18 protein-coding genes are annotated in these 21,279 nt (G+C 70.6%); 3 read left to right on the top strand and 15 right to left on the bottom strand.

Going from position 1 to position 21,279, the window contains the following annotated elements:
- Nucleotides 1–170: 170 nt before the first annotated feature.
- The 3 genes from ACFWJX_RS08445 (at nucleotide 171) to ACFWJX_RS08455 (ending at nucleotide 2,552) form a co-directional block, all read left to right on the top strand.
- Nucleotides 171–740, top strand: coding sequence for a SigE family RNA polymerase sigma factor (locus ACFWJX_RS08445; RefSeq protein WP_383238727.1), 570 nt, complete (start codon nucleotides 171–173; stop codon nucleotides 738–740).
- Complete coding sequence (locus tag ACFWJX_RS08450; RefSeq protein ID WP_383238730.1) at nucleotides 737–1,603, top strand: hypothetical protein; 867 nt, start codon at nucleotides 737–739, stop codon at nucleotides 1,601–1,603. Before ACFWJX_RS08445 ends, ACFWJX_RS08450 begins: the two co-directional genes overlap by 4 nt.
- 118 nt (nucleotides 1,604–1,721) lie before the next feature.
- Entirely contained in the window at nucleotides 1,722–2,552 is an 831-nt protein-coding gene (locus ACFWJX_RS08455; protein ID WP_383238733.1) for a pectate lyase, read from the top strand.
- Nucleotides 2,553–2,746: 194 nt separating this feature from the next.
- Here ACFWJX_RS08455 and ACFWJX_RS08460 read toward each other — a convergent pair whose 3' ends face one another.
- The 15 genes from ACFWJX_RS08460 to ACFWJX_RS08530 all read right to left on the bottom strand — a co-directional run bounded on the left by ACFWJX_RS08460 (nucleotide 2,747) and on the right by ACFWJX_RS08530 (nucleotide 21,185).
- Nucleotides 2,747–3,901 carry a right-handed parallel beta-helix repeat-containing protein gene (locus tag ACFWJX_RS08460; protein ID WP_383238735.1) on the bottom strand — a complete coding sequence of 385 codons (1,155 nt, stop codon included), beginning with the start codon at nucleotides 3,899–3,901 and terminating at the stop codon, nucleotides 2,747–2,749.
- Between the two features lie 138 nt (nucleotides 3,902–4,039).
- Complete coding sequence (locus ACFWJX_RS08465; protein ID WP_383238738.1) at nucleotides 4,040–5,152, bottom strand: chondroitinase-B domain-containing protein; 1,113 nt, start codon at nucleotides 5,150–5,152, stop codon at nucleotides 4,040–4,042.
- A 77-nt stretch (nucleotides 5,153–5,229) separates the two neighbouring features.
- Complete coding sequence (locus ACFWJX_RS08470; RefSeq protein WP_383238741.1) at nucleotides 5,230–6,384, bottom strand: dienelactone hydrolase family protein; 1,155 nt, start codon at nucleotides 6,382–6,384, stop codon at nucleotides 5,230–5,232.
- Nucleotides 6,371–7,411: a pectinesterase family protein gene (locus tag ACFWJX_RS08475; protein WP_383238744.1), complete on the bottom strand. Its 1,041-nt coding sequence runs from the start codon at nucleotides 7,409–7,411 to the stop codon at nucleotides 6,371–6,373. The genes ACFWJX_RS08470 and ACFWJX_RS08475 overlap by 14 nt, the downstream gene beginning before the upstream one ends.
- A 1-nt stretch (nucleotide 7,412) precedes the next feature.
- Nucleotides 7,413–8,540: a pectinesterase family protein gene (locus tag ACFWJX_RS08480; RefSeq protein ID WP_383238747.1), complete on the bottom strand. Its 1,128-nt coding sequence runs from the start codon at nucleotides 8,538–8,540 to the stop codon at nucleotides 7,413–7,415.
- A 245-nt stretch (nucleotides 8,541–8,785) separates the two neighbouring features.
- A complete protein-coding gene (locus ACFWJX_RS08485) occupies nucleotides 8,786–10,105 on the bottom strand; it encodes a polysaccharide lyase family 1 protein (protein ID WP_383238750.1) in 1,320 nt (439 codons plus the stop codon).
- Between the two features lie 54 nt (nucleotides 10,106–10,159).
- A complete protein-coding gene (locus tag ACFWJX_RS08490) occupies nucleotides 10,160–10,954 on the bottom strand; it encodes a rhamnogalacturonan acetylesterase (protein WP_383238753.1) in 795 nt (264 codons plus the stop codon).
- A gap of 147 nt (nucleotides 10,955–11,101) precedes the next feature.
- Nucleotides 11,102–12,442 carry an ABC transporter substrate-binding protein gene (locus tag ACFWJX_RS08495; protein WP_383238756.1) on the bottom strand — a complete coding sequence of 447 codons (1,341 nt, stop codon included), beginning with the start codon at nucleotides 12,440–12,442 and terminating at the stop codon, nucleotides 11,102–11,104.
- Between the two features lie 69 nt (nucleotides 12,443–12,511).
- Complete coding sequence (locus ACFWJX_RS08500) at nucleotides 12,512–14,491, bottom strand: pectinesterase family protein (RefSeq protein ID WP_383238759.1); 1,980 nt, start codon at nucleotides 14,489–14,491, stop codon at nucleotides 12,512–12,514.
- 33 nt (nucleotides 14,492–14,524) lie between these two features.
- Entirely contained in the window at nucleotides 14,525–16,033 is a 1,509-nt protein-coding gene (locus ACFWJX_RS08505) for a family 43 glycosylhydrolase (protein ID WP_383238762.1), read from the bottom strand.
- The gene (locus tag ACFWJX_RS08510; RefSeq protein ID WP_383238765.1) at nucleotides 16,030–16,881 is read right to left on the bottom strand and encodes a PmoA family protein; all 852 of its coding nucleotides are present in this window, start codon (nucleotides 16,879–16,881) and stop codon (nucleotides 16,030–16,032) included. Before ACFWJX_RS08510 ends, ACFWJX_RS08505 begins: the two co-directional genes overlap by 4 nt.
- Nucleotides 16,881–18,077 (bottom strand): Gfo/Idh/MocA family protein, encoded by a 1,197-nt coding sequence (locus tag ACFWJX_RS08515; RefSeq protein ID WP_383238768.1) that lies wholly within the window; start codon nucleotides 18,075–18,077, stop codon nucleotides 16,881–16,883. The genes ACFWJX_RS08510 and ACFWJX_RS08515 overlap by 1 nt, the downstream gene beginning before the upstream one ends.
- Nucleotides 18,074–19,354 carry a polysaccharide lyase family 1 protein gene (locus ACFWJX_RS08520; protein WP_383238771.1) on the bottom strand — a complete coding sequence of 427 codons (1,281 nt, stop codon included), beginning with the start codon at nucleotides 19,352–19,354 and terminating at the stop codon, nucleotides 18,074–18,076. Before ACFWJX_RS08520 ends, ACFWJX_RS08515 begins: the two co-directional genes overlap by 4 nt.
- The gene (locus ACFWJX_RS08525) at nucleotides 19,351–20,253 is read right to left on the bottom strand and encodes a carbohydrate ABC transporter permease (RefSeq protein WP_252553565.1); all 903 of its coding nucleotides are present in this window, start codon (nucleotides 20,251–20,253) and stop codon (nucleotides 19,351–19,353) included. The genes ACFWJX_RS08520 and ACFWJX_RS08525 overlap by 4 nt, the downstream gene beginning before the upstream one ends.
- Nucleotides 20,250–21,185, bottom strand: a complete 936-nt coding sequence (locus ACFWJX_RS08530) for a carbohydrate ABC transporter permease (RefSeq protein ID WP_383238775.1) — start codon at nucleotides 21,183–21,185, stop codon at nucleotides 20,250–20,252. Before ACFWJX_RS08530 ends, ACFWJX_RS08525 begins: the two co-directional genes overlap by 4 nt.
- Between the last annotated feature and the right edge of the window lie 94 nt (nucleotides 21,186–21,279).

The raw sequence follows: 21,279 nt of genomic DNA on the forward strand, positions 1-21,279 counted from the left end.
CGGTCGGCCATACGTCGTTCGAACCCCTGTACCGAACAAGCGGTTGATCACTGCTACGCTTCCGGATCTCGTCCCGACCACCTCCCCGGGACATCCCCATGTCATTCACATGACACGCACAGCATCCACCCCCGTCGGGGTGCTGATTCCGCACCGAGAAGAGGTCACCCGTGGGCACAGTCGTCGACGACGCCGCCTCCGTGGAGTTCCATGCCTTCTTCGAACGCCACCACGCCGAACTGGCCCGGCTCGCCCATCTGTTGACCGGCGAGGCGGACGCGGCCGACGATCTGGCGGCGGACGCGCTGCTCGCGCTCTGGCACCGCTGGGACCGCGTGCGCGCGGCCGATCACCCGGTGGCGTACGCGCGAGGCGTCGTGGCCAATCTGGCCCGCACCCGGATCCGCAGCGCGGTCCGCGAGCGCCGCAGGATCGCCCTGTTCTGGTCGCAGCGCGAGGAGAAGACAGAGAATCCGGACGTCGCGGGCGTTGTGGACGTCCAGTCGGCGCTGCGTAGACTCCCCTTCCGCAAACGGGCCTGCGTAGTGCTCCGGCACGCGTTCGACCTCTCGGAGAAGGACACCGCGCTCGCTCTGGGCGTCTCGGTGGGTACGGTGAAGAGCCAGACCTCGAAGGGAATGGCCGAGTTGCAGAAGCTGCTCGGCGCCACAGGGGGTCCGCGGAAGGTGCACGCCGTGATGGCGGCGCGCACGGGTGAGGCCGGAGGAAGGGACCGATGACGATGCAGCGGGACGTGCACGGCGAGCTGCGCGCCCGGTTGCACGGGGCGGCCGAGGCGTACGAGCCGAACCGTGAGCGGATCCTCGCCCGGATCGAGCGCGGCATGGTGGAGCAGGAACGGCCCGGCGGTCACCGGTCGACGCGTCCGGTCCTGTGGGGCTGGGCGCGCATCGTGAGCGCCACGGCCGCGGTCGCGGGCATGCTCGCGGTCGGCGGCTACGCGGTGGCGTCCGCGGTGAAGGACGAACCGCCGCAGCAGCAGTCGGTCGCCGTCCCGCCGATGGTGGAGTCCCCGGACGCGACGAGCCGCCCGCCGGCCTCGCCGAAGGCGACGCCCAGCTCGGGCGGCGGCGGGCGGAACGAGGCCGAGCCGAGCAGTTCGCCGTCGAAGTCGGCGCAGGCCAAGCCCTCCGCGTCCGCGCCGGGCCTGCTGCCGGCCGTCGACGACACCGAGGACGGCCCGCTCTGGTCGGACGGCTCGGTGGACCCGCACAGCAACGACTTCTGGGCGCAGAGCAATGTGACACTCAAGGCCGCCCGGCAACTCACGGAGCTGACCGTGCAGTTGAAGGTCGCGCAGACCGGCGGGGTGTCCTCGGCGGGTGCCTGGCGTTCGCTGCCCGAGGGCGACTTCACGTTCACGGTCGAGGAGAGGGACGACTTCCTGGTCTACACCTGGGTGCTCAAGGAGGGCCGTACGGTCCCCAAGGGCGAGTGGGTGTTCGCCGGGCAGTACGACCACGACCGCGGCGGCCGGGACGCCAAGGACGACAGCTACGCGGTGGTCGGCGCGGCCGACGGCCAGAAGGGCTCCGTGGGCGGCGACTTCGCGGCCCAGGACGACGACGAGGGCGACTCGTAGAAGCCCTGGCGGCCGCAGAGATCTCGTGGCGAAAAAAATTTCGGCGAAGCGGCAACCCTTTCCTCACCGGTGACGACCACAAGGCGCAAGAGTCACCACCCACTTGAGGAATCGGTACATGACTGCACCAGCAGAACCGCGCGTCCGGCACCGCCGCAGGGTCACCAAGCGGCGTGCGCTGATCGCGGGCTCCGCCGCCTTCGCCATCTCCGGAGCCGCGATCGTCACCACGACGATGCTCTCGTCCGCGGGCGCCGCGTCGACCTGGCCGACGGCCAAGGGCAGCAAGGCGGTGTCCTCGACCATCAAGGTCACGGGCACCTACGACGGCAAGCTGACGAAGTTCTCCGGCGCCGGTGCACTGGGCGGCAGCGGCCAGGACGAGGGCCAGGACCCGATCTTCGAACTGGCCGACGGCGCCGTCCTGAAGAACGTGATCATCGGCACGCCGGGCGCCGACGGCGTCCACTGCAAGGGCTCCTGCACGCTCCAGAACGTGTGGTGGCTGGACGTCGGCGAGGACGCCGCCAGCTTCAAGGGCAAGTCCGCCTCGTCCGTGTACAAGGTCATCGGCGGCGGCGCGAAGAACGGCGCCGACAAGGTGCTCCAGTTCAACGGCGCCGGCACGCTGACCGTGACCGGCTTCCGGGTGGAGAACTCCGGCAAGCTGGTCCGCTCCTGCGGCAACTGCAAGACGCAGTACAAGCGCACGATCGTGCTGAGCGACATCGACATCGTGGCGCCCCTGAAGACCATCGTCGGCGTCAACGCCAACTACGGCGACACCGCGACCCTGTCGAAGATCCGCATCCAGGGCGACACCAAGAAGAAGACGAAGACCTGCGTCCGCTTCACGGGCAACAACACCGGCAAGGAGCCCACCGAGCTGGGCACCGGCGCCGACGGCAAGACCTGCAAGTTCTCGCCGTCCGACATCACGTACACGTAGGCGGGTCGACCCTCCCTCGATCACGCACGAGAAACAGCTCACGCGCCTTCGGTTACACCGACGATGGCGAGAACCACGTCGTCGACACGGGCACGTCGTTCGACTGCATGGACCTGCGGGCCCGAGCCCCTCTCGGGCCCGCACGGAAGAACGCCCCCGCCGGCGGTCACCGGCGGGGGCGTTCGGCTGCCCGGTCAGTTCATGGTGGTGCCGATCGTGGTGGACCCGGTGGTCAGGAACGCCGTCGCCGGCAGCGCCCCGTCCGCCCTGCGGGCTCCGTACGCCGTCGTCGCGTCCTTCGACCTGAAGGCCGGGGTGCTGACGCCGCCGTCCCAGTTGTTCGCCGCGGACACCGTGGCGGAACCCAGCTTCGACAGGCCGCCCTTGTTGCCCACGGCGAGGTTGCGGGCCAGGCGGGCCTCGCCGGTCGCGAAGAAGAAACCGGCCTGCGCGTTGGCGTACGCCGTGTTGCGGTTCAGGACGATCACGCCGGTGTTGGAGTTCTCGGTGAACCCGTTCAGGGCGTTGTCCCAGGCCGCGTTGTCGTTCACCACGTGCGCGACGACGACGCCCCCGCCGCCCAGCTTGAAGCCGTTGCCGTTGCCCTCGAAAGCCACGTCGCTCCAGCGGTTCCTGCCGTTGCCGAAGGCCCACGCGTGGTCGATGGTGATCGGCGTGGAGAACTGCCACAGGTCGAGGCCGTCGTCGGAGTTGTTGTAGAGGCGGGCGCCGGTGATCCGGTTGCCCGTCCCGGAGCCGAACTTGACGGCGATGCCGTCCGCGTTCTGCCCGTGTCCGGCGGCGTCGTAGTTGCCGTGACTGTCGAGGTTCTGCACGAGGTTGCCGACGGTGTTGTCGCCGCGCAGCGTGAAACCGGTGTCGCCGTTGTCGGCGGTGACCAGGTTCCTGAAGACGCCCCCGGTGGAGGAGGTGACGACGAAGCCCTGGGCCGGGGACTTCTGGAAGGTGAGGTTCTGCACGGTCCAGTAGCTGCCGTGGATCCCGGCGAGCCAGGAACCGGCCGGCAGCCTGGACCCGTCGATCTTCACCTTCTCGCTGCCGTACGCCTGGAGCGTGATCCGGTTCGTGGCGGTGCCGCTGGCCGTGGACTTCAGCGCGGCCGTCGGGCGGTAGGTGCCGCCGCGGACCTGGATGACGGTGCCCGCGGCGGCGTTCTTCACGGCCGCCTCCAACTGCGCGGTGGTCGACACGGTGACCGTCGCCGAAGCGGCCTGGGCGCCGTCGTTCGTCAGGCCGAGGTAGACGCCGCCCGCCCCTGAGGCGAGGGCCACCGCGGCGGCGATCGAGAGGGTGCCCGTCCTGCGGTGGCGTCCGGTGCTCAAACGCACGGGGCGTTCCTTTCCTGAGGGGGAGGGAGAGGAAACGCGCCGGAGGGTCCGCTCCGGCCCGTTTCCGCACTCCAGTCGCCGCCATGGCCGGAAAAGGTTGCCGGACCGTGCGAAAAGGGGCCGAAACTTTCGCGGCGGTCAGTTCATCGTCGCCCCGATGGTGGTGCTGCCCGTGGTCAGGAAGGTGGTCGCGGGCAGCGCGCCGCCGGACTGGCGGGCGTTGTACGTGCTCGAGGCGTCCGTGGAGCGGAAGGCGGGCGTGGCGATACCGGAGTCCCAGTTGTTGCCGGCCGAGGTGACCTTGGAGCCCTTGTTGACCTGGCCGCCGCCGTTGCTCACCGCGAGGTTCTTGCCGAGCTTCGCGGAGCCGGTCGCGAAGTAGTAGCCCCACTTGGCGTTGGCGTAGGAGGTGGTGCGGTTGATGCTGATGGCGCCGGTGTTGGAGTTCTCGGTGAAACCGTTTCCGGCATTGCCCCAGGCGGCCGAGTTGTTGATGACGTGGGCGACGACCTCGCCGTCGCCGCCCAGTTTGTAGCCGTTGCCGTCGCCCGCGAAGGCGGAGTCGGACCAGCGGTTGGCGCCGTTGCCGAAGGCCCAGGTGTGCTCGACGGTGACGGGCGAGGAGAAGGACCAGAAGTCGAGGCCGTCGTCGGAGTTGTTGTAGAGGCGGGCCCCGGTGATCAGGTTGCCGGTGCCGGAGCCGAACTTCACGGCGATGCCGTCGGCGTTCTCGCCGTGGCCCGCGGCGTCGTAGTGGCCGTAACTGTCGATGTTCCGCACGGTGTTGCCGACCGTGCCGTCGCCGGTGAGGGTGAAGCCGGAGTCGCCGCCGTTGATGGTCTTGATGTTGTTCCAGTTCGTCCCGGTGCAGGACTGGCAGACGACCGCGCTGTCCGGCGAGTTCTGGAAGGTGAGGTTCGAGACGTTCCAGTGGTCGGCGGTCAGTTTGAGGATCCAGCCGCCGGCGGGAAGGTTCGAGCCGTCGATCTTCACGGTCTCCGAGCCGTACGCGGTGAGGGTGACCGGCGCGGACGAGGTGCCGTTGGCGGTGGACTGGAGGGTGGCCGTCGGGTAGTAGGTGCCGCCGCGGACCTGGATGACGGTGCCGGCGGTGGCGTTCTTGACGGCGTTGGAGAGGTCGGTGGAGTTGCTCACCACGACGGTGGCGGCCTGCGCCTGGGTGGGGAGGACGGCGAGGCCGACGCCGAGGGCGAGGGCGGCCAGGGCGGGGAGAGCGGTGCGACGAGACATGGAGTGCGGGTCCTTCGCTCGTGGGGTGGGGGGATCACTCATGGGACGGGGACGGGGAGATCCCTGGGAGTGGGGGGTCAGAGGACGCGGTCCAGCCAGCCGAAGACCTCGTCCTGCATGCGGTCGACGAAGACGTGGCCGAGGTCGGGCCAGGTCCGCAGGTGCAACCGCTCCTCGGCGTGGCGGGAGCGCCAGACGGCGCGCAGCTTCTCGTGGGCCACGCGGACGCCGTCGGCGGGGAACAGCGGATCGAGACCGCCGTTGACGAAGAGCATCGGCCTGGGTGCGGCGATGCTCGCCACGTCGGGGAAGTCGAGGTGACGGGGGAGTCCCGGGTGGAGCATGTAGTAGGAGGACTGCCCGCGCAGGGTGTTGTTGCCGGGGACCATCATCTCCTTGAGTCCGGTCATCCAGCAGACGGCGGCCGTGGCGGCGAGGCCGTCGGTGAGCGCCGCCGCCTGCCAGGCCCGGAAGGCGCCCATGGAGAAGCCGACGGCCGCGATCCGCCGCCGGTCCACGCGCTCCAGCCGGGCGAGGAAGCCGACGGCGCGGGCGTCCTCACGGGCCATGAGCCCGGCCAGGGAGGAGCCCAGGTGGTAGAAGTTGCTCGCCAGGGCCTGTTGCTGGTCGTAGGCGAGGGGGCCGCGGTCGCCCCAGCCGAGGGCGTCGGCGACGAGGACGACGTATCCGCGCCGGGCCAGTTCGTCGCCGACGAACCGGCCGCTGAAGTACTTCTCCGTCCAGGCCTGCGCGGAGGCGAGCCGGGCTCCGTCGTACCAGGGCCGGACCAGTTTCTCCTTGCCGATGTCGAACTTCGCGCCGTGGTCGTGCAGGAGGAGCACGGCCGGGAAGGGGCCCGGCCCGTGCGGCGTGAGCAGGGCGGCGCGGACGCGTTCGTGACGGGTGAGGGAGAGCGTCACCAACTCGGCGGTGTAGCCGTCCTGTTCGGTCCGCAGCTGGAACTCGGGGGCGTACGGGGTCCCGTCCTCCCGGTCGACGAGCAGTGACTCCTCGACCTTGGCCCGAGCCGCCCGGCGCCAGGCGCGGAAGTCCCGGATCGGGGAGTTTCCCCAGGCGAGCGGGAAGGTGAGGGCGTCCTTGAGGGCGGGGTGGAAGTCGGGCAGCGGGCCGTCGGTGACCGCCGCCCGAGCCACACCTGCCTGGCCGGCCAGCAGGGCCGCCCCCGTCCCGACCACGAACGCCCGCCGGCCCACCGGTTCACGGCCGTTCATACGGCCTCCAGCCCTCGAGATAGGTGCGCCGGGTGTGCACGGCCGCCTCCGCCGGCGTCAGCTGCGGCCGGTTGTCCGGCTCGGAGATCACCGCACCGGGGCCCGCGTTGCCGTACTCGCGGAAGCGCATGGTCTGCCAGGGGTAGGCCTCCCGCATGTCGGTGTACGGGGCGGCCGGGTCGATGCCGGGGCCGATCCAGGAGTCCCGCACGACGAGCGAGGGCCAGGCGGTCGTCTCGTACGACGGCACCCACGGCCGGGCCAGCTTGTACGCCGCGTCCTCGGCGCCGGAGGTGAACCGGCCGCGGACGGCGAGGAAGCCGTAGGGGTTGGCGCGGGCGGTGGCCGGGGCGAAGACCATGCCCTTGGGGGTGAAGGCGACGTCCCTTTGGAGGGTGTGGAAGCGGCAGTCGTCGAAGACGGCCCGCGCCCGGCCGAAGACGAAGTCGACGTCTCCCTCGATGTGGCAGCGGCGGTAGTACTGCCGGTCGAAGGCGTCCAGGGCGGTGGTGTCCGCGAAGAGGGTGTCCTGGTGGGCGAGGAAGCGGACGTTGTCGAAGCGGGAACGGTCCCCGGTGACGTAGGCGGCGACCGCCTGGGTGCCGGTGATGTCGGGGTGGTCGGCGCGCAGCCAGTCGTTGGCGAGGGTGAGGTCGCGGACGGTGAGGCCGGGGGCGGCGGAGGTGAAGGTGGCGGAGCCGGCGGTGCCGTACGTGGTGCCGTCGGGCTTCTTCGTGCCGTTGGCGTTGTCGTACACGAGGACGGCGGCGCGCGGGTCGTGGGAGGCGCCGCGCAGGGTCAGGTCCGCCTTGTCGGCGGGGACGGTGACGACCTCGCGGTAGGTGCCGGGGTGCACGACGATCGTCCAGCCGGGCCCGGTGACCGTGTCCACCGCGGCCTGGACGGAGTCGCCGGGGCGGACGTGCAGGACACGGCGGCCTCCCGTGACCGGGCCGGCCGCGAGGGCGGGGGTGCCGGTGGCGGCGAGGCCCGCGGTGAGGCCGGCCAGGAGGGTGCGCCTGCGCATGTCAGCAGCTCTCCTTCCACGGCGCCCAGTCGCCCAGGTGCGCCGTCCGGGTCGCCGACTCGGCCTGCTCCGGGGTGAGTTGGGGCCGGTTCTCCGGGACGGTGATGACCGCGCCGGGTCCGGAGTTGCGGTACTCGGCGAACCGCTGGTTCTGCCAGGGGAAGGAGGCCGACATGTTGGTGTAGGGCGCGACCGCGTCGATGCCGGCGTCGAGATGGGTGTCGCGGACGGTGAGCATGGGGCGCGCGGTGGTGTCGGAGCTGGGCACCCAGGGACGGGCCAGTTTGTAGTGGCCGTCCGGGGCTTCGCTCGTGACGCGGCTCCGGGTCACCAGGTAGCCGCGCGGGTTCGCGCCGGCCGTGGAGGGGGCGAAGACGAAGCCGTACGGGGCGGCGGCCAGGTCGGTGCGGTTCAGGGTCCGGAAGTGGCAGTGCTCGAAGACGGCGGTGCCCCGGCCGAAGACGAAGTCGACGTCGCCCTCGGCGTAGCAGTGGGAGAAGTACTGCCGGGCGAAGGTGCCGAGCGCCATGGAGTCGGCGTAGAGGGTGTCCTGGTGGCCGAGGAAGCGGCAGTGGTGGAAGGCGGAGCGGTCGCCCTGGACCTTGATCGCGACGGCCTGGGTGCCGGCGATGCCGGGATGGTCGGCGCGCAGCCAGTCGTTGGCGAAGGTGATCCAGCGGGCGGTGAAGCCGTCGGCCTGCACGGTGGTGGTGGCCGAGCCGGTGGTGCCGTAGGTCCCACCGCCGGGCTTGGGGGTGCCGGCCGCGTTGTCGAACACGATCACGACGTCGCCGGGGTTCTCGGAGGCACCGATCCAGGTCGCCTCGGTGCGGGTGGCGTCGACGGCGACCGTCTCCCGGTAGGTGCCGGGGGCGAGGACCAGGGTGCGGCCGGTGCCGGTGGCGGCGGCCACGGCGTCCCGGACGGAGGTGTGGTCACCGCGTCCGCGCGCGTCGACGTACAGGGTCCCCGGGGTGAGGCGGGCGGACGGGGAGCCGAAGCGGCCGAACGGCCGGCGGGTGTTCGCCCGGACGGGGCCGGCCGACAGACCGAGGGCGGCGCCCGCCCCGGCGCTCGCCAGGAGGAAACCTCTTCTGGACAGGGGCGGTTGGACGTGGGGCGAGGGCATGCGGGTGCTCCTTGGGGGCGCGGCTCGTGGGACGGGGACCTGAGGCCTCGCGTGGGTGGGGTGGCGCGGCTCGTGGGACGGGGACCTGGGGCCTCGCGTGGGTGGGATGGCGCGGCTCGTGGGACGGGGACCTGAGGCCTCGCGTGGGTGGGATGGTGCGGCTCGTGGGACGGGGACCCGGGGCCTCGCGTGGGTGGGATGGCGCGGGCCGGGGCGGCGGGGCCCCGGCCCGTACGGTCGTGGGGTCAGCAGATCTTTCCGGCGCCGGCCCGGCCGGTGACGATGCCGGGGACGGCCTTCGCCGGGTCGACCTTCGTGCGCAGGGTGGGCGTCCAGCCAGCGCCGGACTGGAGGGTCTCGGCGGGGATCTCCGCGTTGTGCACGGCGATCAGGTCGACGGGCTTGCCGTTGACGTAGTTGCCGTCGGCGGTGACCGGCGCCTCGCTCCACTTCTTCAGCGCCTTCGCCGCGCTGACGCCGGTGGGCAGCGTGAACGCGTTGTGCTGGGCGACGAGCTGGGACTCCTTGCCGATGCCGAAGCTGTAGGCGTAGGAGGCGTCGGCGACGAAGTGGTTGTTGTAGGAGTCGACCTGCCCGAACCGGACCCGGGGCGCGCGCTCGACCAGCTTGGAGAACAGGTTGTGGTGGAAGGTGACCTTCAGCTTGCCCCGGTCGCCCACGGCGGTGGACTCGCTGTCGCTGTTGCCGATGAGGATCGTCTTGTCGTGCTCGGTGAAGACGTTCCAGGAGGCGGTGACGTAGTTCGAGCCGCGGACGATGTCCAGTTCGCCGTCGTGCTGCTGGTAGAGCATGCCGAAGTAGGTCGGCGCGGCGCTGTCGGGGTGGGAGCCGTCGGTGAACGTGTTGTGGTCCAGCCACACGTGCGTGGACCCGTAGACGACGGCGGTGTCGTACTCGGAGTTCCAGTTGCCCTTCGAGCCGTCGGTGGGGTCCCACTGCGGGAAGCAGTCGATGGGGCTCTCGAAGGCGATGTTGCGGATGATCACGTTGTCGACGGCCTTGATCTGGAGGCTGGCGCCCTTGATGCCCGCGTTCCTGCCCACGCCGATGATGGTGGTGTTGGCGGGGACGTTGACCTTGATCGCCTTGTCCTGGTTGGCGGCGGAGGTGCGCCGCAGGCCCTCGGGGCTGTCGGCGGGCTCGGCGCTCAGGTCGGTGTCGAGCCCCCACACCTCCGGCGCGTACGCGGCGAGGTAGGCGTCGAAGTCGTAGCCGGGCGCGGCGAAGGCGTCGCATCCTTCGGAGACGGCGTCGATCGTGCCCTTGACCTTGATGATCTTCGGTGCGCTGCCGCCGGCCTCCAGGGCGGACCTGAACTCCGCCCAGGTGGTGACGGTGTACACGTGCTCGGCGTCGGCGGCGGCACCGCCGGTGGTGCCGGTGCCGTACGCGGCCCAGCCGTCGTTGGCCGGCAGGGTCTGCCGGGCGACGTCACGGGGGGAGTGCGCCTGGGCGGTGGTGCCGGTGACCGTCATGGCCAGAGCGGTGCAGCCGACCACGACGGCCGATTTTGTGGCATGCCCATGCCATCTCTGTGCATTCATTGTGCGGCTCTCTTTCGAGGAATTCGAGGAGGGAGAAGGAAAGGAGGAGAGGGGTTACGCGGTGGCCGGGGGCCAGGTGATCCAGGACTCCGGGATCTGCGTGTCGAGCCGGCGCACGTCGCGCGCCGACAGCACCCGGCGGCGCAGCAGCTCGGCGGCGACGAGCCGGGCCAGCGCGATCGCGCCCGGCGGATTGAAGTGCGTGTTGTCCTGCTCGGTGCCGGTCCAGTTGAAGTACTTCTTGGTCTCCTCGACCCCGAGCTTCTGCCACAGCTCCAGCGACAGCGCCTGGAGGTCGAGCAGCGCGACGTCCTCCTCCGCGGCGAGCGCACGCATCGCCGCCGGGTAGTCGCCGTGGGTGGGAAGGGCGTTGCCGCCCGCGTCGAACCGGCGGCGCTCCACGGGGGTCGCCAGCACGGGCCGCGCCCCTCGGGAACGCGCTCCGTCGACGTACAGCCGCAGATGGTCCTGGTACGTCGTCCAGGGCTCGGTGTAGCGGGCCGGGTCGGTGGTCTTCTCGTCGTTGTGCGCGAACTGGATCAGGAGGAAGTCCCCCGGCCGGATCGAGGCGAGAACGACGTCGAGGCGCCCCTCGTCGACGAAGCTCTTGGAACTCCGGCCGTTCACCGCGTGGTTGGCGACGGGCCGGTCCTTGTGCAGGAAGAACGGCAACGCCATCCCCCACCCGGTCTCGGGCGCGGCGTCGGCGAACTTCTGGGCGGCGGTGGAGTCACCGGCGATGTAGAGGGTGCGGGGTCGCTGCGCGGCCTGGGCGGTGCCGGTGGCCGCGACCCCGAGAGGGAGGGCGGCGAGGGCCGCGGAGGTGACCTGTCTGCGGGTGAGGGACACGGGCGTGCACCTTTCAACAGCGTTCAACAGGAAGGGGAGCCGCGCCCTCGGGGGGCGCGGGACGGTACTCATGTGCGGCTCCGCCGCGAGGACGGCGGCCGGCCACAGTGCCCCCGCGGCCGGCCGCCCACGATCCGGACCGAAGTCCTAGCCCTTCTGTTCCTTCCACTCCGCCTGCGCCGTGTTCAGCTGGTCGGCGAGGGTGTCCAGGAAGTCCTTGGCACTGAGCTTGCCCAGCAGGACCTTCTGGAAGTTGGGCTCGTTGTCGGACTTGGAGATGGTGCCCCAGTCCGGCAGGTAGTACGGCAGCTGCACGATCGTCGTGGATCCGTCGGACAGCGCCTGCGCGGCCAGCTTGGTCGGCTCGGCCTGGGAGATCCACGCGTCCTTCGCCGCCGCGTTGTTCGACGGCACCTGGCCGGCCGACTCGTTGAACTTCGAGTTCTCCGCGTGCGAGGTGGCGAACTCGATGAACTTCCAGGCGGCTTCCTTGTTCTTCGAGCTCTTGAACAGGCCGAGACCGTCGACCGGGTTGGACACCTGCACCCGCTTGCCGGAGGAGCCGATCGGCTGCGGGATGCCCCGGAACTTGTCGGTGCCGAACGCCTTCACGTGGTCCTGGTACGAGCCCAGGTTGTGGTTCAGCATGCCGATGGTGCCCGAGTCCCACTGGGCGACCATCTTGGTGAAGTCGTTGTTGAGGTCGGCCGCCGGGGTGACCTTCTTGTACAGGGCCGCGTACTTCTCCAGCGCCTCGACGTTCTTGGGGTCGTTGACGGTGGTCTTGTCGCCGTTCCAGAACGAGGTGATCCCGCTCTGCCCGTACATCGCGTCCAGCGCCTGGGCGATGGAGCCGGCGCCGCCGCGGATGGTGTACCCGAACTGGTTCTTGCCGACGTTCGTCAGCTTCTCCGCCGCCGTGTAGAACGCGTCCCAGGTGGTCGGCTCGGCCAGGCCCGCGGCCTTGAACAGGTCGGTGCGGTAGTAGAGGACACCGTTGTTCGCGGAGGTCGGGATCGAGTAGAGCGCGTCGCCGCCGCCTGCGGACTTCAGCGACTCGATCATGGACTCGTTGAGCTTGCCGTTGAGGGAGGACTTGGCGAGGCGGTCGTCCAGCGGCTCCAGCGCGTCCTGGGCCGCGATCCCGGCCGCCATCGACGCGCCGATCCCGCCGACGTCCGGCAGGCCGCCGCCCTGGATGGCGGTGTCGACCTTGGACCCGTACTCGGTGGAGGCGATGCCGACGTACTCGACGTCGATGTCCGGGTTGGCCTTCTCGAAGTCGGCGATGACCACCTTCCAGATGTCGGTGCGGACACCGCCGTTGTTGTCCCAGAAGACGATCTTGCCCTTGCCGCTGCCGTCGGCTCCCTTGTCCCCGCCGGCGCCGCTGCCGTCGTCACCGCAGGCGGTGACGGTCAGGGCGAGCGCGGCCCCCAGGGCGACGGCCGTCGCGGCGCGCCTGCTTCTGTGGATGCTGATCTTCATTGGTCGGCTCTCTTCTTCTTGTTCTTCTGGATCCAACGGGCTGTGCAGGTACGTGGGGGGCGCGCGGGGTCAGCGGCGGGCGTGGGGAGCCCAGTCGTCGGTGCCCCTGAGGTAGTCGGCGACGGTGTGGGTCCGTGCCTCGGCGTCGTTCATCTGCGGCCGGTCCGCGGTCACGGCCGCGCCGGGGCCGTGGTTGCGGTACTCGGCGAACCGCGCGTCCCGCCACGAGAAGCCGCTCATGTCGGTCCACGGGGCGGCCTTGACCGCGGCGGGCAGCTCGGTGTCGCGGATCAGCACCTGGGCGACCGCGGCGGGTTCACCGCCCGGGTGCCAGGGCCGTCCGAGGTGGAAGGTCCCGGCCGGCGCGTCGCTCACGATCCTGGACCGGGTGATCAGGAACCCGTACGGGTTGCCCGTCCAGGTGGAGGCGGCCGTGATGTAGCCGTTGTTGCTGTCGGACCCGCGGCTGAGCGCCCGGATCACGGACCGCTCGATAACGGTGGTCGCCCGTCCGTAGACGAAGTCGACGTCGCCCTCGATGTAGGAGTCGCGGATGTAGACCCGGCTGATCACGTCCAGCCTGGGGCTGTCGGTCATCAGCGTGTCCTGGTTGCCCAGGAAGGCCGTGTCCTCGAAGACGATCCGGTCGCCGGTCGTCTTCACCGCCAGCGCCTGCTCGGCGTTCAGCTCGTGGGCGGCCTCGTCGAAGTCGTTGCTGAAGGTGAGGTGGCGGGCGGTGACGTCGTGGGCCGCGATCCGGACCGTGGCGCTGCCCGTCGAACCCCCGTACGCCGCAGGCGTGTCGTAGACGATGACGGTGTCGGAGCGGTCCTGTCCAGTCCCCTGCAACGAGATGTTCGGCTTGCCCGCCGGGATGAACACCTTCTCCCGGTAGACGCCCGGCGCGACGGCGACGGTGACCGGCACGGAGTTGCCCTCGGGCACGGCGTCGACGGCCGCCTGGACGGTCGGGTAGTCACCCGGCACCTGGAGCGTCACCGCGCTGCCGATCCGCTGCTGCGGCCCGGAGAACCTGCTGACGAGCGCGGGCACGGCCGCCGCCGGGTCCAGCCGGTACGCGTAGAAGTCCCGTGGATCGAAGGCGGCACCCCACTCGTCGTGCCGGCCCGTGGTGTTCTTCAGGATCGACCCGCGCTGCACCAGCTCGGCGGTGGTGTCGGCCTGGTAGGGGTGCTGGACGTCCCGGTAGTAGCTGTTCTCGATGACCATCTTCGTCCGGCCGCGCGACCAGTTCCCGTACGTCCACACCGGGTCGCCCGGATCGGCCTGTGCCGTCAGGTGGTTGTTGTAGAGGTGGGCGTAGGCCGCGTTGTCGACGGACGGGTTGCGCTGCTTGGTGTTGGCGAACAGGTTGTGGTCGACGGTGATCTGCGTCTTGACGTTCGTGGTCCAGCCCAGCCCGAACGTCTTGTTGTTGTTCTCGAACCGGTTGTAGGAGACGGTGATGTACTCGCTGTCCTTGCGGACGTCGAGCTGACCGTCGCAGATGTTCGAGAAGCGGTTGTGGTCGACCCAGACGTGGTGGACGGTGTCCATCTGGATGCCGTCGAAGTCGGTGTCCTTGCAGTCCCAGTCGCCCTCGACGGCCGAGTCGCGGATCGTCAGGTTGCGGATGATCACGTTGTGGGTGCCGGGGGCCAGGTGCAGTTCCCCGTGCACGATCTCCCCGGTGTCACCGACGCCGATCAGCGTCTTGTCGGAGGCGACGGCGATGTCCGCGCCGAACGGCTCCACCGCGATCGTCCCGGCGATCCGGATGACGTACGGCTCCTCGGCCGCGGCGTACGCGGCGAGGGAGGCCTGGTCGGTGACGGTGACGACCTTGCCGCCGGCCCCGCCGGAGGTGCCTCCGGCCAGGGAGGCGAATCCGTGGGCCCGGTCGGACCAGCGCGGCGCGGCGGCGGTGGCCGTGTCCGGCGCGGAGTGCGCCTCGCCGACCGTGCCGAGGCCCAGCGCGGCGACCAGTCCGGCCACGGCGGCGAGAACGACGCCTGGTCTCGACAAGCGCTTGCTATGGAAGTGCGTCATTGCGGCTCCCAACAGGCTTACGACTGCGGTGGGTTAGAGGTTGCTGATCCGGAAGTGCGTGAACGTGGCCGCCCCGGCCTGTCCCGGTCCGTCGGGTGCGAGGGCGAACAGGCCGAGCAGGGCGCCGACCCACCGCCAGGGGGTGGCGGTGAAGACGGGGCCCGAGTGGTGCGGGCCGTCGCCGAGGTCGTAGGTGAAGCGGCAGCGGGCGCCGGCGCCGATCTCGATGCGCAGGCGGACCTTGCCGTGCGGGACGAGCCGTGGGTGGGCGGCGTCCCGTTCCTGCTCGGCGACCGCCTCGGCGAAGCGGTGCACGAGGTGGACCGTGCCGTCGGTGCCGCGTTGCAGTCCGATCCAGGAGAAGGCGTCCCCCAGCACCGCGAGTCCGGCGCGTGCGCCGGGCTCCTCGCCGTGCAGTTCGAGATCCACCTCGACGGCCGACGGGGTGCCGGGCAGCCGCTGGGTGAGCACGTGGGGCAGTTTGCGCAGGTCGTGCGCGTCGGCCGTACGGACGCAGGACAGGCGCAGGCCGTCGCCGGTGTGCTGGGTGGCCCAGCCGTCCTGCGGGTTGGCCGTCCACTGCCACTGCCTGCCGAAGCGTCCGCCGGGAAAGTCGTCGTCGGTGGCGGGCACGGCGGCCGGCTGCGGCGGCAGATCGGGCCTGCGGTGTACGGCGACGGGGGCGCCCTCGTCGCCGATGACCGGCCAGTCGTCCTTGCCCCACCGCATCGGCTGGAGGTGGACGACCCTGCCGTAGGCGCCGCGCTGCTGGAAGTGCAGGAACCAGTCCTCGCCGGACGGGGTGCGCACCCAGCCGCCCTGGTGGGGGCCGTTGACCTCGGTGTCCTTCTGCTCCAGGACGATCCTCTCCTCGTAGGGGCCGAAGAAGTCCCGGGCGCGGAAGGCGCCCTGCCAGCCGGTGTCCACTCCCCCGGCCGGGGCGAGGATCCAGAACCAGCCGTCGTGCCGGTACAGCTTGGGGCCCTCGAGGGTGAACCAGCCGGGGATGCGGTCCCCGTCGACGATCAGCTTGCCGTCGTCGAGGAGCGAGGTGCCGTCGGGGTGCATCCGGTGGCCGGTGAGGCGGTTCTTGACGCCGGAGCGGGACTTCGCCCAGGCGTGGACCAGGTAGGCCTCGCCGGTCTCCTCGTCCCACAGGGGGCAGGGGTCGATCAGGCCCTTGCCCTCCTTGACCAGGTGCGGCCGGGTCCAAGGGCCTCGGATCTCGGGGGCGTTGACCTGGAAGATGCCCTGGTCGGGGTCGCCCCAGAAGATCCAGAAGCGGTCGTCGTGGTGGCGCAGCGCGGGCGCCCACACCCCGCAGTCGTGACGCGGGAACCTGAACTCGGCCGCCGGTTCCAGGCGTTCGAGGGCGTGTCCGACCAGGGTCCAGTTGACCAGGTCCCGCGAGTGCAGCAGCGGCAGACCGGGGGCGCGGCCGAAGCTGGAGGCGGTGAGGTAGAAGTCGTCGCCGACGCGCACCACGTCCGGGTCCGACCAGTCGGCGTCGAGGACCGGGTTCGCATACGTTTCGTCTGTCACTGGGTGACCGCCTTCCGGACGAGGGTGGCCGCCTCGTCGCGGCCGAGGCGGCCGTCGGCGACGACGGTGACGACGCGGCGGACGGCGGTGTCGCCGGGCGCGATCGCGAGCCGCTCGGCGGAGGCGAGCGAGGAGCCGACGCCCGGGTACTCACCGGTGCGCACGAACCAGGGGTCCCGGCGGGTGGCGTCGGTGGCGCCCGCGAACACCAGGCTCCAGTCCGTGCCGGTCAGGGCGAGCCAGTCGGCGCGCCCGCCGTGCACGCCGGCCTCTCCCTCGGTGTCGGCGGTGAAGACGTCCGGGGCCCGGTCCTCCTTGCGGGCGCGCCAGAAGAAGCCGCCGTAGGCCGCGCCGGGGCGTCCGTTCGTCGCCGGGCTGCCGATGGTCACCGGGTCGGGGGTGCCGTTGGTGAGGGAGAAGGTGAAGTCCAGCGCCCAGGCGGTGTCGGTGAGTTCGGTGGCGGCGACCGTACGGCGCTCGCGCAGCAGCTCGGTTCCGGCGGCCACCCAGCGCAGCTCCTCCACGAACCCGTCGGAGTCGCACAGCTGGAAGGCGACGTGCCGCTGGGTGCCGTGGTTGTCGAGTTCGGTCGGGCCCTGGTCGCGGACGTAGGTACGGCCGCCCCAGAAGTTGTGCCCCTCGACGTCGGGAACGGCGACACCGACGCCGAGGTGGTGGGTGTGGTCGGCGGGGCTCAGTTCGGTGACCACCGTGCCGGCCAGGGTGGTGACGGGGTGCAGACAGGGGCGCGGGGAGAGCCGGGCGGGCAGCTCCGGCCGGGTGAGGTAGCGGCCGACCGGGCGGCCCGCGACTCGCAGCACGACGGGTGCGTCGGGTGCCTGTGCCATCAGGTGCTCACCTCTTTCGGGTGCACGGTCGGGGACGCCCAGGCGGCGCCCAGTTCGGAGAAGAGGGCGAGGGTGTCGGCGGCGGCCGCGACCAGCCCGTCGACGCCGGGGACGACCCGGCGGTCCTCGCCGGGGAGCCGGTGCCAGGCCTCGTCGGGCAGTTCGAGCGGGTCGGGGGCGACCCGGATCGCCTCGACGACCCGCATGAACGCCTCGGTCGCGGCCGGCGGGACCAGCAGGTCGGTGCCGTCGGTGAGGTGGTCGACGAGGTTCTCCAGCAGGTCGGTGCGGCCGTACTCGAACTCCTCCGGGCCGTGGCCGCCGCGCTGGAGCAGGACGCGGTCCTGCTTGTACCAGAAGGTGATCCGGCCCTGGCTGCCGTGGACGACGACGTAGGGGTCGTCGGGGTCCTCGGCGCACAGGGTCGCGGCGACGACGACCGCACGTCCGGCGGCGGTGGTGATCCGGACGCAGGAGGTGTCGTCGGACTCGATGGCGTTGGCGTGCGCCAGCTCGGTCTCGATGCCGGTGACGTCCTCCGCGCGGGTGACGCCGGCCAGTGCCAGGGCGGTGGCGACGGCGTGCGCGAGCGGGTTGGTGAGGGCGCCGTCGATCACGTCGACACCGTTCATCCGCCGCTTCCCGGCCCAGGGCGCGCGCCGGAAGTAGGCCTCCGGGCGGGCCCAGGCGCCGGCCCCGCCGACCCCGGAGATCTCGCCGATCACCCCGTCGCCGATCATCTCGCGGACCGCGGGCAGGGCGTGCGAGCCCAGCGACTGGAAGCCGATCTGGCAGACCACGCCCGCCTCGGCGACCCCGTCGGCCATCCGGCGGAACTCCGCGTACGACGGCGCCGGGGGCTTCTCCAGCAGCAGGTGCACGCCCTTGCGGGCCGCGGTCAGCGCCAGGTCGGTGTGGGTGGGGATCGGGGTGCAGACGACGGCGATCCGGGCGCCGGTCGCGTCCAGCAGCGCGGCGAAGTCGGCGGACTGCTCAGGCGCGCCGAGGCCCTCCGGGATCTCGTCCGGGGTGAGCGGGGTCAGCTCGCAGATGCCCGCGAGACGGACGATGCCCTTGTCCTGGAGCCGGCGGATGTTGTCCAGGTGCCAGCGGCCGTGGCCGCGCGCTCCGGCCAGGACGACCGGGACGCCCGCGCCCGCCGGCTCCGGCGTGCTCATCGGTTCGGGGGTGTTCATGGGATCCTCCCTGCGCCCGCGCCGCGTGCCACCTCGCGGTCGGCCACCGCGGCGCTGTCGATCTTTGTGTGCAGGGTAGGTGTCCAGCCGACGTCCGCCGTGAGGTCGCGTTCGCTGCCGCCGTTGTAGGCGTTGTGGATCGTGAGGAGGTCGACGGGGTAGCCGTTGAAGAGGGTGCCGCTCTGGTGCAGGGCGGTGCCGTTCCAGCTCTTGACCAGGTCGGCGACCTCGATGCGGCCGGGGGTGTGGAAGGCGTTGTTCTCGGCGTGGATGCCGGACTCGGTCGACACGCCGACGGAGTACCGGTGGCCGTCGGTGACCTCGTAGCGGTTGTTGTAGAGGTGCACCTGTCCGAAGCGGACGCGGGGCGCGCGCTGGGCGATCGACTCGAACGCGTTGTGGTGCAGGGTGACCCGCAGCTTGCCGCGGTCGCCGGTGACGGTGTCGCCGTTGCCGATGAGGATGGCCTTGTCGTGGCCCGTGAACCGGCTCCAGGAGACGGTCACCAGGTCTGAGCCGTTGGTGATGTCCAGCAGGCCGTCGTGGCGCAGGTAGTTGCGGGCGAAGTAGGTGGGTTCGGCCTCGTCGGGATGGCCCTTGTCGGAGGCGGTGACATGGTCGATCCACACGTGCGTCGAGCCGGTCAGCCAGATGTTGTCGTAGGCCGTCTTCCAGTCGCCGAGGCCGCCGGTGTTGGGCTGCCAGACGGGGAAGCAGTCGTAGGAGTCGCGCAGGTCGAGGTTGCGGACGATGACATTGTCCGCGTTCCTGACCTGGAGGCTCGCGCCCTTCAGCACCGCGCCGCGGAGTCCGACGATGGTGGTGTTGGAGCCGACCGGCAGCACGATCCGCTCGGCCTGCCGGGCCGCCGACGCCTGGCGGGCCTCCTCCTGCGGGCCGCTCGGCTTGGCGGAACCCCAGGTGCGGGGGTCGTAGGCGGCCAGGTACTTCTTCAGGGAGTAGCCGCCGGTGGCGTAGTCGGCGCAGTCCAGGTGGTCGCCGTCGTCGTCGGTGTTGGCGTCGACGGTCCCGGCGATCCGGATGATCTTCGGGGTGTCGCTGCCGTTGTCCAGTGCCCTGACCAGGCCGGCCCGGTCGGTGACGGTGTGGACGTGGTCGTCGTCGGCGGCCGCGCCTCCGGTGGTGCCGGCGCCGTACGACGCCCAGCCGTCGCCCGCGGACAGGGTGTCCCGGCCGATGTCCCGGGCCTCCGCGTGCGCGGGGACACAGAGCAGACCCGACACCCCTGCCGCTACCGCGATGTGACGGAACCTCATCCCTTCACCGCCCCCGCGCTGAAGCCGGTGATCAGCCACTTCTGGATGAAGGCGAACACGAGCACCACCGGGACGGCGGCGATGATGCCGCCGGCGGCGAGCGCGCCGAGGTCGACGCTGTCCGCGCTCATCAGGGTGTTGAGGCCGACCGGGATCGTCTGCTTGCTCTGGTTGTTGAGGAACATCAGGGCGAACAGGAAGTGGTTCCAGGAGTGCACGAAGGCGAAGGAGCCGACGGCGATCAGGCCGGGCCGCAGCAGCGGCAGCACGACGATACGGAACGCCGTGAGGCGGTTGCAGCCGTCGACCCAGGCCGCCTCCTCCAGGGAGTACGGCACGTTCTTGATGAAGTTGCTGATCAGGATCATCGACAGCGGCAGCTGGAACACCGTCTCCGCGATGATCACACTGGTCAGCGAGTTGATCATCTGGAGTTCGGCGAAGATCTCGAACAGCGGGACCAGGAGCAGCGCGCCCGGCACGAACTGGGAGCAGAGCAGGGCCAGCATGAAGGCGCGCTTGACCTTGAAGTCGAAGCGGGCCAGGGCGTAACCGCCGGCCAGTGCGACGAGGGTCGTCATCAGCAGGGTGGCGACGCCGACGAGCAGGCTGTTCTCGAAGTAGGTGCCGAAGCTGCGGTCCGTCCAGACCTTCTCGAAGTGGTCGAAGGTCATCGGCCAGGGCACGAGCGAGGTGGAACCGGCCGGGCGCAGCGCGAACAGCAGGATCCAGTAGAAGGGGATCAGCGTGAAGACGAGGTAGATCGACAGCGGCAGATAGATCTGCCAGCGCGGGGCCTCGTCCCAGGCGCGGTTCTTCCCGCCGCGCGGGCGGTGCTCTGACGCGGTGGGGACGCTCACGGGGGTGGGCGCCACCTCGGTGGCCTCCTTGGTGATCACTTGGACTCACTTCCGAACTTGCTCAGCCGCAGGTAGACCACCGAGCAGAAGAGCAGGATCACGAACGCGACGGTGGTCAGGGCGGACGCGTAGCCGAAGTTGTGGGCGTCGACGGAGGTGTTGGCTATGTAGAGGGGCAACGTCGTGGTCTCGCCCGCGGGTCCACCGCCGGTCAGCGTGTAGAGCAGGTCGACGTTGTTGAACTCCCACACCGCGCGCAGCAGCGTGGACAGGACGATCGCGTCCTTCAGGTGGGGCAGCGTGATGTGCCAGAACTGCTTGAATTTGCTGGCCCCGTCGACCTCGGCCGCCTCGTAGAGGTCCTTCGAGACGGACTGGAGGTCGGCGAGGATGAGGATCGCGAAGAAGGGCACACCGCGCCACAGGTCGGCGACGATCGCGGCCGGGAACACCGTCGAGGTGTCCGACAGCCAGCTGGTGCCGTAGGTGCCGATGCCCATGTCCGCGAGGTAACGGGTGATGCCGGTCTGGGAGTTGTAGAGCAGCACCCAGATGGCGGAGGTCAGCACACCGGAGACGGCCCACGGCGAGAAGACCAGGGCGCGGCCGAGCGAGCGGCCCACGAAGGTCTGGTTGACGATGAGCGCCAGCGCCAGACCGAACATGAGCTGGAGGCCGACCTCGACGAACACCCACTTGGCGCTGAAGGTCAGCGTGTCCCAGAAGATCGGGTCGTCGGTGAAGGCGTGGACGAAGTTGTCGAAGCCCGCGTAGCCGTTACGCCACGGTTTGGTGGGGTTGTAGTTCTGAAGGCTGTAGTAGAAGACGCTGATGACCGGATAGGCGATGAAGCCCAGCATGAGCAGGGCGGCCGGCGCGATCAGCAGGTACGGCAGTCTGCGCGGGGTGGCGGAGGCACGGCGCCGCCGGGGTGGCGCGGGCGGTTTCGCCACGGCTACGGCTTGGGCCACGACTGTTCTCCGTTTCTGGGTACGTCGTCGTACGTCGTGCTGGCGTGGTGCGGTGCGCGGTGCGCGGTGGGGCTTGCGTGGTACTTGTCAGGTC

Origin of the sequence: Streptomyces sp. NPDC058335 (assembly GCF_042723915.1) — a bacterium.
Classification (GTDB): domain Bacteria; phylum Actinomycetota; class Actinomycetes; order Streptomycetales; family Streptomycetaceae; genus Streptomyces.

Bases quoted from the DNA above. Each gene is read 5' to 3' on its own strand.
- ACFWJX_RS08485 (WP_383238750.1), bottom strand. From the start codon at position 10,105: ATGAATGCACAGAGATGGCATGGGCATGCCACAAAATCGGCCGTCGTG.
- ACFWJX_RS08520 (WP_383238771.1), bottom strand. From the start codon at position 19,354: ATGAGGTTCCGTCACATCGCGGTAGCGGCAGGGGTGTCGGGTCTGCTC.
- ACFWJX_RS08475 (WP_383238744.1), bottom strand. From the start codon at position 7,411: ATGCGCAGGCGCACCCTCCTGGCCGGCCTCACCGCGGGCCTCGCCGCC.
- ACFWJX_RS08455 (WP_383238733.1), top strand. From the start codon at position 1,722: ATGACTGCACCAGCAGAACCGCGCGTCCGGCACCGCCGCAGGGTCACC.
- ACFWJX_RS08500 (WP_383238759.1), bottom strand. From the start codon at position 14,491: ATGACGCACTTCCATAGCAAGCGCTTGTCGAGACCAGGCGTCGTTCTC.
- ACFWJX_RS08480 (WP_383238747.1), bottom strand. From the start codon at position 8,540: ATGCCCTCGCCCCACGTCCAACCGCCCCTGTCCAGAAGAGGTTTCCTC.
- ACFWJX_RS08515 (WP_383238768.1), bottom strand. From the start codon at position 18,077: ATGAACACCCCCGAACCGATGAGCACGCCGGAGCCGGCGGGCGCGGGC.
- ACFWJX_RS08450 (WP_383238730.1), top strand. From the start codon at position 737: ATGACGATGCAGCGGGACGTGCACGGCGAGCTGCGCGCCCGGTTGCAC.
- ACFWJX_RS08510 (WP_383238765.1), bottom strand. From the start codon at position 16,881: ATGGCACAGGCACCCGACGCACCCGTCGTGCTGCGAGTCGCGGGCCGC.
- ACFWJX_RS08495 (WP_383238756.1), bottom strand. From the start codon at position 12,442: ATGAAGATCAGCATCCACAGAAGCAGGCGCGCCGCGACGGCCGTCGCC.
- ACFWJX_RS08465 (WP_383238738.1), bottom strand. From the start codon at position 5,152: ATGTCTCGTCGCACCGCTCTCCCCGCCCTGGCCGCCCTCGCCCTCGGC.
- ACFWJX_RS08470 (WP_383238741.1), bottom strand. From the start codon at position 6,384: ATGAACGGCCGTGAACCGGTGGGCCGGCGGGCGTTCGTGGTCGGGACG.